Source organism: Streptomyces sp. SID5469, from assembly GCF_009862865.1.
Lineage (GTDB): Bacteria > Actinomycetota > Actinomycetes > Streptomycetales > Streptomycetaceae > Streptomyces > Streptomyces avermitilis.
This window is the reverse complement of record NZ_WWIN01000001.1, coordinates 1,206,769-1,218,806: the sequence shown is the minus strand read 5'-3', so window position 1 is coordinate 1,218,806 and position 12,038 is coordinate 1,206,769. Positions and strand designations below refer to the sequence as shown.

Here is a 12,038-nt window from a genome sequence, read left to right as displayed (position 1 = left end):
GCAGACCACGCGCCGGGCTGGTCGCCTTCGTGGATGTGTGTCCGGGCGCCCTCGTCGGCCGTGCAGGCCGAGCACAACACCGCCGTCCAAGAGGCGCTCACGACCACGGTCTACGACGCGGGCGGCTGCACCAGCTACTACTTCACGTCCACCGGGCGGAACACCTTCGCCTGGCCGTGGTCCACCGGACGGCTCGTGCGTGGACCGGGGCCGCTTCGCGCAATGCCGCAGGACGAGACGGCGAGTCCACAACCAGAGCGCGCAGCCGGGCAAGCCCGGCTGCGCGCTGTCGGACGTACGAGCCTGCTCAGGTGGCAGGCCGGCTCCGCTCATGGCCTTCACCCTGAGCGGGGCGCGGTCAGTGCCTGAAGCTGCCCTTCGCCCTCTCCTTGGTGTCCCGGGCCTTGCCCCGGGCCTCCAACGCGGCGCCCTTGGCGGCGGTGGTCTCCTGGCCCATCGCATGGGCTGCCTTCCTCACGGCCTTCCCGACAACCTGCTCGGCCTTGGCCTTGGCCTTTTCTCCGGCACTCATGTCGGTCCTTTCGTAGGCACTCACTCATCCACGTGCCCATGGTCCCGGGATGGAAACGGTCGTCGCCGAACAGCTCGGGGTGGAGTGGACCGGCGTGGTCCAGGCCAGTCGTGATCGGCCGCGCCGGGTGATGTCGAAGAAACCCTGGGAAGGAGTAGAGGCAGTCGATCGGAGGTTGTCATGGATGGCGGAGATCTGGAACTGGGTGAGCTTCTGGCCGCCGCGGAGGCCGCGCCGCCGGGGGAGTCCGTTGACGTGATCGCACGCAACCTGCGAAAGCGGTTCGGGGCGGAGCGTGTGTCCTTCCTGTTCGTCGACCTCATTGGTCAGCGGCTGGTGCGGCTGACTCCGGCCGTCGAGGGTGATGCCGTGGAGCATGCCGAGCCGGTCGGCCTGCGAGGCAGCGTCTACGACATCGTTCTGCAGAGCCAGCGCCAGCATGTGGAACCGGACGGCCAGGGCGGACAGCGCGTCATCACGCCCGTCACCAACCGCGGCGACTGCATCGGCGTACTGGAGGTGACCCTCCAGTACGCCGACGACACCGTGCTCAGACAGGTCGGCGAAGCGGCACACGCGCTCGCCTACATCATCGTCACGGACCGCCGGTTCACCGACCTGTACCACTTGGGCCGGCGTACCACCAAGACCAGCCTGGCCGCGGAGATCCAGCACCAGCTGCTCCCCTCGGCCTCCTGTTGCGAGGCCGCCCAGTTCACCCTCGCCGCAGGGCTGATCCCGGCTGACGACATCGGCGGTGACACCTACGACTACACCCTCGACCGCGACACCCTGCACCTGTCCATCACCGACGCCATGGGCCACGACACCGACTCCGCTCTGCTGGCCACCTTGCTGGTCGGTGCCCTGCGCGGTGCCCGCCGCAGCGGCTGTGACGCCGCCCTTCAAGCCCACCACGCCCACCAAGCCCTGCTGAACCACAGCCGCGGCCTGGCCACCGGACAACTCCTGTGCGTCGACCTCGAAACAGGCATGTGCCGTCTGGTCAACGCCGGACATCCCTGGCCGCTGCGTCTGCGCGACGGCATCGTCGAAGAGGTCAAACTCGCCGTCAACCTGCCGTTCGGCGTGTCGGCACCCACCGCCTACCGCGTACAGGAACTGCCCCTGCGCCCCGGGGACCGGCTGATCCTGCTCACCGACGGCATGCAGGAGCGCGGCGCCGCGGCCGTCGACCTGCCCGCGCTCGTACACGACACCCGCGCCTTCCACCCACGGGAAGCCGTCCGAGCTCTGACGGCCGGGGTGCTGGAGACCTGCGACGGCAACCTCAAGGACGACGCCACGGTCCTGATCCTGGACTGGCACGGCACCCCTGGAGCACCCCGGTACGGGGACACGCCGATGCAGGCTCGGTAACGAGATCACTGAGGAGGTCCCCGGCAGCACGCAGGTCGTGCCGGCGCCGGAGCGGTCCCCCCTGTCCGAGGATGTGGCGGGCACAGACGCGCCCACGGCCCTGGCTTCGCGGCGACGACTTCCACCGCACTCCGGGGTCCGATACCGACACCGTTCTCCGCCGCACCCCGGCCCGCGACTGCCGCGCCCCCGTCCGCGACCGCCGCGCCCGCCGCGCCCGGATCAGTGCCCGTCGCTGTCCCCGTGGCTGCGCACGACCTCCTTCACCTTGGCCACCGCGAAGCCCCAGCCCTGCTCGACGGTCGGCTTGGCCGGGACGGCGATCTCGTCCGGGTTCGTGAGCACGTCGAGCAGTACGGGCCCGGGAGTGGCGAACGCGCGGCGCACGGACTCCTCCAGCTCGGCCGGATCGGTCACGCGGATACCGGTGATGCCCATGGCCGTGGCGACGGCGGCGAAGTCGGGGTTGTCCAGCACGGTGCCGAACTCCGGCAGCCCGGCCTGCTCCTGTTCCAGTTTCACCATGCCCAGCCGGCGGTTGTCGAAGACGACGAGCTTGACGGGGAGCCGGCTCGTCTTCAGCGTCATGAGGTCGCCGAGGAGCATGCTCAGCCCGCCGTCGCCGCAGAAGGCCACGACCTGGCGCCCCCGGTCCAGGCACTGGGCGCCGAGCGCCTGCGGCATCGCATTGGCCATCGAGCCGAGGTTGTACGAGCCGAGCAGTCGCCGGTCACCGCGCATCTCGACGAACCGCGAGAGCCACACCGTGGCCATACCCGTGTCGGAGGTGAAGACGGCGTTCTCGTCGGCGACCCGGTCCACCACGGCGGCCAGCGCCTCCGGGCGGATGTCGTGCGCGCGGTTGTCCAGTGCGGAGCGGACCCGTCCGACGAGGCCCTTGTCGTGCGCCGGGTCGGCGAGCCGGGCCTGACTCGCGCGCCACTTGCCGAAGCTCTTGCGCGCGTCCTCCAGGTGCGAGCGGTCCCGCGCGCCCTCGGTGCCGGGAGGCGCGGTGGCGAGGTGGCCGAGCAGATCCCGGACGGTGGCGCCCGTGTCGCCCACGAGCCCGACCTCGACGGGCACCCGGCGCCCGATGTGCGCGGCCTCGCTGTCCACCTGGATGACCGTCCGGCCGTCCGGATACCAGTCGCGGTAGGGGAAGTCGGTGCCCAGCAGGAGGAGCGTGTCCGCGTCCTGGAGGGCCGATGCCGCCGCGGGGTTGCCGATCAGCCCGGTCTGGCCGACCTGGAAGGGATTGGCTTCACCTTCGAAGCCCTCCTTGGCCTTCAGGGTGAGCACCATCGGCGCGGCGAGGCGGTCGGCCAGGGTCAGTACGTCAGCACGCGCGGCGCGGGCACCCCGTCCGACGAGCAGCGTGATCCGTTCCGCGCGGTCGAGCAGCTCCGCGGCGCGGCGCACGGCGGACTCCTCCGGCCGGCTCACGGGGGTACTCAGGGAGAAGCGGGTCGGCCGGTCCGCGCTCAGCTCCCGGTCGCCGAGGTCGCCCGGCACGGTGAGGACGGCGACTCCCTTGCGGCCCAGCGCGTTGCGCACCGCCGTCTCCAGCAGCTGCGGCAACTGGTCGGGCGAGGTGATCGTCGCCCGGAAGACCGCCACGTCACTGAAGAGCGCGTCGTTGTCGACCTCCTGGAAGTAGTCGCTGCCGAGTTCGGCGAGCGGTACCTGGCCGGCGATCGCCAGGACCGGGGTACGGCTCTTGGCCGCGTCGTACAGCCCGTTGAGGAGGTGGACGGAGCCGGGTCCTACAGTGCCCATGCACACACCGAGGGTGCCGCTGAGCTGCGACTGGGCGCTCGCGGCGAACGCCGCCGCCTCCTCGTGCCGGCAACCCACCCACTCCACGTCCTCGGTGGTGCGGATGGCGTCGGTCACCGGATTGAGCGCGTCGCCGACGACGCCGAAGACCTGGCGCACGCCAAGCTCACTCAGCGCGTCCACGATGACGCGGGCAACGGTTCGGGCCACAGGATCCTCCAGATCACACGGTGAAACGGTCGGGGTCGGCGGCGTGCCAGTCGGCCGCCCAGGCAGCGGGCGGCTCGGCGAGCAACTGCCCGGGCCGCAGCCACTCATAGAGCTCGTCGTAGGAGCGTTCGGTGTAGGGGTCGATACGCCGGTGGAGCATGTGCGGACGCAGCTGCGAGGGATCGGTGACCCCCATGGACGCCATGATCTGCAGCGCGCTGGCCACGGTCGCCTCCTGGAGGCGCTGGACGCGCAGCGTCTTGTCACCGACGTCGAGAGCGCGGGCACGCCGGGGGTCCTGGGTGGTGACACCGGTGGGGCAGGTGTTCGTGTGGCACCGCTGCGCCTGGATGCAGCCCACGGCGAACATCATCGCCCGCGCGGCGTTGCCGTAGTCGGCACCCTGGAGCAGGCGTTTGACCAGATCGGTGCCGGTGGCGATCTTGCCGCTCGCCCCGATCCTGATCCGGTCGCGCAGGCCCGCGCCGACAAGGGCGTTGTGCACGGTCAGCAGCCCCTCGGTGAGCGGCGTGCCGACGTGATCGGCGAACTCCAGCGGCGCCGCGCCGGTGCCGCCCTCGGCCCCGTCGACGATGATGAAGTCCGGGGCCGTACCCTCCTCCAGCATCGCCTTGCACACGGCGAGGAACTGCCGGCGCGAGCCCGGGCAGAGTTTGAAGCCGGTCGGCTTGCCGCCGGACAGCTCCCGCATCCTGGCGATGAAGAGGACGAGTTCGCGCGGGGTGGAGAACTCCCGGTGGTACGGAGGCGAGATCACCGTCCGCCCCTCGGGCACATCCCGCACCCGCGCGATCTCGGAGTTGACCTTCGGCCCGGGCAGCACCCCGCCGATGCCGGGCTTGGCGCCCTGCGAGAGTTTGAGCGACACGCACTTCACGTGCTCGTGCGCCGCCTTGTCGGCGAACTCCTTCGGGTCGAACTCGCCGTCCTGGGTCCGGCAGCCGAAGTAGCCGGTGCCGATCTCCCAGACGAGGTCACCGCCAGGACGCAGGTGGTACTCCGACAGGCCGCCCTCGCCGGTGTCGTGGGCGAAACCCCCGGCCGCGGCGCCCCCGTTGAGGGCGAGAATCGCGTTCGACGACAGGGAGCCGAAGCTCATCGCCGACACATTCAGCAGCGCCATGTCGTACGGGCGGCTGCAGTCGGGCCCGCCGATCCGCACCCGCGGTGGCGTCTGCGGCACCGGGCGGGGCGCCATCGACGGGATCAGGAACTCGTAGCCGGGCTGGTAGACGTCCTGCTCGGTGCCGTACGGCTGCTCGGCGTCGGTACCCTTCGCCCGCTCGTAGACGATGCTGCGCACATCCCGGTCGAAGGGGCGGCCGTCGAAGTTCCGCTCGACGAAGTACTGCTGGAGTTCGGGACGTATCCGCTCCAGGAGGAAGCGGGCGTGCCCGAGGACGGGGTAGTTGCGCAGCACCGAATGCCGGCGTTGCAAAAGGTCCCACGTGCCCAGCAGGCCCAGCAGGGTGAGTGGGACGGCGGCGAACCACCACCACGGCGATATCGACCCCGCGGCGGCGCCCGCCGCGAGGGCCGCGGCCAGGGCGAGGACGACCAATCCAATACGTGTCACGCCCCGCGCCTTACCCGGCAGCCGCCCTCCATGTCCGCCGGATTCGTCAAGAGACCGTCAAGGACCTGCGAAGACGCGGGACGTGTTGGTCAGCGAGTCCAGGAAGGCCAGCCGCAATGTGTCCACCGTCTCGAGCGCGGGGCCGGCCTTCGGCCCCCTGACGCCCGCTCGTTCGGTGCCGCAGGCGGCGAGGGTGAGCGCACACAGCGCCGCCAGTGCGGTGCCGCGCCGGACCCGAGAGGGCTGCCGCTGTGGCCTGCGGCGCGCAGCAAGAGACCTCGCCGGGTCCGGGTGACTTCGGCTGGAGCACGACCCTGAACTCCGCCATGGTGAACACCTACGTCACCTTGATCACCTGATGGTCGCCAGTCGCGTCCGCACCAATTCCGTGACGGCTTCCGCGTGCGCATTGAGATAGAAGTGGCCACCCGGAAAGACCGAGAGTTCGAACGGTCCGGCCGTGTGATCGCCCCAGGCGCGGGCCTCGTCGACCGTGGCCTTGGGATCGCTGTCGCCCACCAGGGCGACCACGGGGCAGGGCAGCGGCGGCCCCGGTTGGTAGCGGTACGTCTCGACCGCCCGGTAGTCGCTGCGCAACGCCGGAAGAACCATCTCCCGCAGCTCCGGATCGGTCAGTACCTGCGTATCGGTGCCGTCCAGACGGCTCAGCTCCGCCATGATGCCCGCATCGTCATGGAGGTGTACGGATTCCTCGCGGTACCGAGACGGCGCCCGCCTGCCCGAGGCGAACAGCACGCTCGGCGCGGCGCCGTCGGCCGTCAGCCGCAGCGCCACCTCGAACGCCACCATGGCGCCCATACTGTGCCCGAACAGGGCCAACGGCCGGTCCGTCCACGGCGCCAACTCCTCCCGTACCCGGGCGGCCAGGCCGTCGATGCTGTCGATGAGCGGCTCGTGCCGCCGGTCCTGACGGCCCGGATACTGCACCGCCAAGACGTCGACGGCCGGCGAGAGCGCACGGGAAACACCGTGGAAGTAGGCGGCCGAGCCGCCCGCGTGCGGAAAGCAGACCAGTCGCGTCGGAGCCTCCGCGGCCGGATGGAAACGCCGGAGCCAGTTGTCGCTCGTCTGAACACTGGTCATCGCGCTGCAGCCTCTGCCTTTCGGAGTGGATCAACTGGATCAACTTGGTGTCCACGAAGCTGTCAGCCGGACCCGCACCGGACAACCCCCATCAGCCCCTATGCCCGGCGACGGCAGCCCGTGTCCCACCATCGAGCGGCTGCCTGTATCGCATGATCGCCGGTAGCCTCCTGGGCCTCAGGTCAGGGTCCTGCTCGAGCGCCCGCCGCTCACGCACGAGGGAGTGTCGACTGATCGATGATGCCTACGACGGCCGAGCCCGCACCCGTCCAGTCCGACAGCAACAGCAGTGCTCCCCTCCACACCGAACTGGGCAGGACCCGGCTGAGGATCAGCCGACTGGCGCTCGGAACGGTCAACATCGGCGGACGGGTGGAGGAGCCCGAAGCGCGCCGACTGATGGATCACGCCCTGGCTCAGGGCATCACCCTGTTCGACACCGCCAACACCTACGGCTGGCGCGTCCACAAGGGGTACACCGAAGAGGTCATCGGCAGGTGGCTGGCGGACCGCCCCGCCCGGCGTGAGCAGGTGGTGCTGGCCACCAAGGTCGGCGATCCGATGGGCAGCGGCCCCAACGATCACGGACTGTCCGTACGCAATATCGTGGCCGCCTGCGACGCCTCGCTGCGCCGACTGCGCACCGACTGGATCGACCTGTACCAGCTGCACCACATCGACCGCCGCGCCGGCTGGGACGAGGTGTGGCAGGCGATGGACCTGCTCATCACGCAGGGCAAGGTGCGCTACGTCGGCTCCTCCAACTTCGCGGGCTGGGACATCGCTTCCGCCCAGGAGGCGGCCCGGCGGCGCAACGCCCTGGGCCTCGCCTCCGAGCAGTGCGTCTACAACCTCGTGACCCGACACGCCGAGCTGGAAGTCATCCCCGCCGCGTCCGCCTACGGTGTCGGCGTCCTGGTCTGGTCGCCACTGCACGGCGGCCTGCTCGGCGGTGTCCTGCGCAAGACGCGGGAGAACACCGCGGTCAAGTCGGCACAGGGCCGGGCCGTCGAGGCCCTGGAGCACCACCGCACCACCATCGCGGCGTACGAGGACGTGTGCGCGGACCACGGCCTCGACCCCGCCCATGTCGGCATGGCCTGGGTGCTGTCGCGGCCCGGCGTGACCGGGCTGGTCATCGGGCCGCGCACCGAACAGCACGTGGACGGGGCACTGCACGCCCTGCGCACCCCGCTGCCCGAGCCCGTCCTGGCCCGCCTGGAGGAGCTGTTCCCCCCGGTCGGCCGCGGCGGATCCGCCCCCGACGCCTGGCTGTCCTGACCCGACAGCGTCGTGCCCGCCGGCACGCCCGGTACGACCGGCACGTCCGGCGCGCCCGGTACCGACCCATGAAAGGAAAGGCCTCCATGACCGAGCGGGAGTTCACCGATCCCCGGATCGTGCCGCACGAGTCCGAGCAGGAACGCGCTGCCCGCGAGCAGCTGACCAAGCTCCTCGTCGACAGCCCGATCCCGCCGAAGTACCTGATCGACAACCTGTCCGTCTACATGCGGCGCAACCAGCTCGCCGACCTGCTCTCCATGGACGCGCTGTACCGCATGCTGCCGGAAGTCCCCGGCGTCATCATGGAGTTCGGCGTTCTGCACGGACGGCACCTCGCCACGCTGACCGCGCTGCGCAGCATCTATGAGCCGTACAACTCGCTGCGCCGCGTCATCGGCTTCGACACGTTCACCGGCTTCCCCGACATCGACGAGGCGGACGAGGTCAGCACCAGCGCGGTCCCTGGGCGGTTCGCCGTGCCGGACGGCGAAGTGGAGCACCTGCGGCAGGTGCTCGCGGCGCACGAGGCGAACGAACCCTACGGCCACACCCAGCGTTCCTTCGTGGTCCAGGGCGACGTACGCGAAACGGTGCCCCAATACCTGGCGGAACACCCGCACACCGTCATCGCGCTGGCCTACTTCGACCTGGACCTCTACCGCCCCACGCGCGAACTGCTGGACGTCATCACACCGCACCTGACCAGGGGCAGCATCCTCGCCTTCGACGAACTCACCCACCCCAAATGGCCGGGGGAGACCAGGGCGCTGAGCGAGGCGTTCGGCCTCGACCACGCCCCACTGCGCCAACTGCCCGGCCGCGAGCCACCGGTGATCTACATGACGTGGGGTGCATGAGCGTACGAGCCGATGCCGACCACACCGAGCCCAGCACCGCTCACCGCGCGGCACGACGCCGCCCTGCCCGCGTGCCTCGCCCGCTCCGCCGCCGTGGGCGACACCGGCGCCGGACGTCCCTCGACGCGTTCACCGGCTGGTGGACGCGGCGGTCCGGGGCCCACCGGTTCCGGGTCGAGCGCATCCCCTTCCACGGGATGGACGCCTGGTCGTTTCACCCCGGAACCGGCAATCTGGCCCACCGCAGCGGCCGGTTCTTCTCCGTGGAGGGACTGCACGTCCGAGGCGGTGAACAGCCCTTCCCGGAATGGCAGCAGCCCATCATCCACCAGCCCGAGATCGGCATCCTCGGCATCCTCGCCAAGAAGTTCGACGGGGTCCTGCACTTCCTGATGCAGGCCAAGATGGAGCCCGGCAACATCAACCTGGTCCAGCTGTCGCCCACCGTGCAGGCCACGCGCAGCAACTACACCAAGGTCCACGGGGGCGCCGCCGTGAAGTACCTCGAGTACTTCACACAGCCCCGGCGCGCCACCGTGGTGGTCGACGTCCTCCAGTCCGAGCACGGAGCCTGGTTCCACCGGAAGTTCAACCGCAACATCGTGGTGGAGACCGACGAGGACGTACCACTGGACGACGACTTCCGCTGGCTGACACTGGGGCAGATCGGCGAACTGATGCACCGGGACAACCTGGTGAACATGGACGCACGCACGGTCCTCGCCTGCCTTCCCACCCCGTTCGACGAGCCCGCGGCCCTGCACAGCGACGCCGAACTGCTCTCCTGGTACGCCGCCGAACGCTCCCGGCACTCCGTGCACGCCCGCCGCGTGCCCCTGGCCGGCATCCCCGGCTGGACCACGGGCGCGGAGTCCATCGCCCACCACGCGGACCGGTACTTCCGTGTGGTCGCGGTCCGTGTCGAGGCCTCCAACCGGGAGGTCGCCGCCTGGACCCAGCCCCTGATCGAACCGTGCGGCCACGGCATCACCGCCTTCCTGACCCGGCGGATCGGCGGCGTACCGCACCTGCTCGCCCACGGCAGGGTCGAGGGCGGCTTCCTCGACACGATCGAACTCGGCCCGACGGTCCAGTACACCCCGCGCAACTACGCCCACCTCACGGGACCGGCCAGGCCGCGCTTCCTCGACCTGGTGCTGGAGGCCGCGCCCGACCGCATCCGCTACGCGGCGGTCCACTCGGAGGAGGGCGGTCGCTTTCTGCACGCACAGGCGCGCTACCTGTTCGTCGAGGCCGACGAGAGCCAGGCGCCGAACGACCCGCCCCCGGGGTACCGCTGGTGCACCCCGGGCCAGCTGACCCAGCTGCTGCGGTACGGCCGTTACGTGAACGTGCAGGCCCGCACCCTGCTGTCCCTGCTCACCACCCGCGCCGTCGAGCTGTGACTCCGGAACCGGCCCGTACGACTACCCGTATGACAACCCGCACGACAGAGAGAGTGCAGCGATGACCCTTGGCCGGCCTCGCCGGAGCTCCGCCGACCGGCCCGCCCCGCCCGCGGGCGCCCGGGCCACCGCCGCCGGTGTCACGGTCCGGAGGCTCGTCGTCGAGGGCGCCGTCGAATTCACCCCGACGGTCTTCCCCGACGAGCGCGGGCTCTTCGTCACCCCCTACCAGGAACCGGTCCTCAGCGAGGCCGTCGGGCACCGGTTTCCCACCGCGCAGACCTGCCAGAGCGTCTCGCGCCGCGGCGTCGTCCGCGGCGTGCACTTCACCGCGACACCACCCGGCCAGGCCAAGTACGTCCACTGCGCCCGGGGACGGGCCCTGGACTTCGTCGTCGACCTGCGCACCGGCTCACCGACTTTCGGGCAGTGGGACTCGGTCCTCCTCGACCAGGAGCGCTTCCGTTCCGTCTACCTGCCGATCGGGGTCGGGCACGCGTTCGTGGCGCTGGAAGACGACACGGCGATGGTGTACCTGATGTCGAGCGGCTACGTTCCGCAGAACGAACACGCCCTCTCGCCCGAGGATCCGGACCTCGCCCTGCCCCTCGGCCACCACCTCGGGCGGGCACCGATCCTCTCCGAGCGCGACCGGCGCGCGCCGACTCTCCAGCAGGCCCTGCGACGCGGCATGTTGCCGGAGTACCGCGCGAGCCGCGGCCTCGACGAGAAGCTGTGACGGCCGACCCGGATCCGGGCCGTCACCGCCCGGGCCCGGCCGCCACCCCGGCGCTACACGTAAGCCGCCACCATGTGGTCCAGGCCCTCCTGAAGCGACAGCCGCGGCCGCCACCCGGTGACCGCGCGGAACGCCGAGGAGTCGACGACGGTCCCGTGGAAGTCCGCCGCCGTCGCCATCGCCGGAGGGTCCACCGCGGTCACGGGCACCGCGGGGCGCCCGGTGCGGGCGGACACGCCGGCGGCGATGGCACCGAAGAGGTGCGGGACGGTCACAGGACGACCGCTGCCGAGCAGCCAGTGCCGCCCGGCGAGCGCATCCGCGTGCGCCAGGCAGCTCACGAAGGCCTGCGCGACATCCTCCACATGCACCAGGTCACGCTCCACCACGCTTCCGTTCCACACGGTGAGGGCCTCGTCGGCGAGCGCCCGGAGCACCATCGCCTGCACGACGCCGTTGCCCTGCGGGCCCGGCCCCGCGCCGTAGACGGTGGGCAGCCGCAGCGAGATCCCCCGCAGGACACCCTCGACCGTGGCGGACTTCAACGTCCGTTCGGCGTCGAGTTTCTGACGGGCATAGGCCGTCACGGGCTCGTCCGGCTCACTGCCGTCGACCCGACCCGGGCGGCCCACCTGGTAGACCGACCCGGCGAACACCACCACCGGGGGCGGCCCGGCGCGGCGCCCGGACCGCAGGGCCGCGACGACGTCGTGCATCACCCCGACGTTCACCCGCTCGGCCACCGGATCGCTCTCCGCCGCCCGCCATGCCGCTCCCTGGGTGAGGCGCGCGACCAGGTGGATCACCACGTCGGCGTCCGTCACGGCGAGGGCGACCTCGCTCGCCGCCGTCAGGTCGGCCGTACGCGTCTCGGTCTCCGCGGCGCCGCCCGGCGGAACGACGCCCGGTCGCCGGGCCACCAGCCGCAACAGGACCGGCCACCGGGCGAGTTCCGCCGCGACGGCCGACCCGATATAGCCGGAGGCTCCGAGTACGACGACCAGCGGTCGGTCGCACATCCCAGTCGTCAGCATGCTCTTCAGTATTCCGGTCGGCCGGGGCGGGCACACCGAAAACCGCCCCATCTGGTGGCCCCTATCTTCTTGAGCCCTTCCCCCTAGCGGCGCTCGAATTCCTGGTGCGTTTTCCGCCA

General features: G+C 70.8%; 10 protein-coding genes. 5 read left to right on the top strand and 5 right to left on the bottom strand.

Going from position 1 to position 12,038, the window contains the following annotated elements; translation table 11 throughout:
- Nucleotides 1-358: 358 nt before the first annotated feature.
- Complete coding sequence (locus GTY58_RS39525; protein ID WP_010982395.1) at nucleotides 359-532, bottom strand: hypothetical protein; 174 nt, start codon at nucleotides 530-532, stop codon at nucleotides 359-361.
- Nucleotides 533-712: 180 nt separating this feature from the next.
- Between GTY58_RS39525 and GTY58_RS05180 the strand changes: the two genes are divergently transcribed.
- Nucleotides 713-1,912, top strand: coding sequence for a PP2C family protein-serine/threonine phosphatase (locus GTY58_RS05180; protein WP_010982394.1), 1,200 nt, complete (start codon nucleotides 713-715; stop codon nucleotides 1,910-1,912).
- 222 nt (nucleotides 1,913-2,134) lie between these two features.
- Here GTY58_RS05180 and GTY58_RS05175 read toward each other — a convergent pair whose 3' ends face one another.
- From GTY58_RS05175 to GTY58_RS05165, 3 genes are all read right to left on the bottom strand, one after another.
- Entirely contained in the window at nucleotides 2,135-3,898 is a 1,764-nt protein-coding gene (locus GTY58_RS05175) for a thiamine pyrophosphate-dependent enzyme (protein WP_010982393.1), read from the bottom strand.
- A 13-nt stretch (nucleotides 3,899-3,911) separates the two neighbouring features.
- Nucleotides 3,912-5,495, bottom strand: coding sequence for an FMN-binding glutamate synthase family protein (locus tag GTY58_RS05170; protein WP_010982392.1), 1,584 nt, complete (start codon nucleotides 5,493-5,495; stop codon nucleotides 3,912-3,914).
- 351 nt (nucleotides 5,496-5,846) lie between these two features.
- Nucleotides 5,847-6,599 carry an alpha/beta fold hydrolase gene (locus GTY58_RS05165; RefSeq protein WP_010982391.1) on the bottom strand — a complete coding sequence of 251 codons (753 nt, stop codon included), beginning with the start codon at nucleotides 6,597-6,599 and terminating at the stop codon, nucleotides 5,847-5,849.
- A gap of 240 nt (nucleotides 6,600-6,839) precedes the next feature.
- Here GTY58_RS05165 and GTY58_RS05160 point away from each other — a divergent pair, with 240 nt between their 5' ends.
- The 4 genes from GTY58_RS05160 to rfbC all read left to right on the top strand — a co-directional run bounded on the left by GTY58_RS05160 (nucleotide 6,840) and on the right by rfbC (nucleotide 10,885).
- Nucleotides 6,840-7,880: an aldo/keto reductase gene (locus GTY58_RS05160; protein ID WP_042494255.1), complete on the top strand. Its 1,041-nt coding sequence runs from the start codon at nucleotides 6,840-6,842 to the stop codon at nucleotides 7,878-7,880.
- An 86-nt stretch (nucleotides 7,881-7,966) separates the two neighbouring features.
- On the top strand, nucleotides 7,967-8,740 hold the full coding sequence (locus GTY58_RS05155) for a class I SAM-dependent methyltransferase (RefSeq protein WP_010982389.1): 774 nt from the start codon (nucleotides 7,967-7,969) through the stop codon (nucleotides 8,738-8,740).
- Nucleotides 8,737-10,146 (top strand): NDP-hexose 2,3-dehydratase family protein, encoded by a 1,410-nt coding sequence (locus GTY58_RS05150; RefSeq protein ID WP_010982388.1) that lies wholly within the window; start codon nucleotides 8,737-8,739, stop codon nucleotides 10,144-10,146. The genes GTY58_RS05155 and GTY58_RS05150 overlap by 4 nt, the downstream gene beginning before the upstream one ends.
- A gap of 61 nt (nucleotides 10,147-10,207) precedes the next feature.
- Nucleotides 10,208-10,885, top strand: coding sequence for a dTDP-4-dehydrorhamnose 3,5-epimerase (gene rfbC, locus GTY58_RS05145; protein WP_010982387.1), 678 nt, complete (start codon nucleotides 10,208-10,210; stop codon nucleotides 10,883-10,885).
- A 53-nt stretch (nucleotides 10,886-10,938) separates the two neighbouring features.
- Here rfbC and GTY58_RS05140 read toward each other — a convergent pair whose 3' ends face one another.
- Complete coding sequence (locus GTY58_RS05140; protein WP_042492750.1) at nucleotides 10,939-11,919, bottom strand: NAD-dependent epimerase/dehydratase family protein; 981 nt, start codon at nucleotides 11,917-11,919, stop codon at nucleotides 10,939-10,941.
- Nucleotides 11,920-12,038 lie beyond the last annotated feature (119 nt).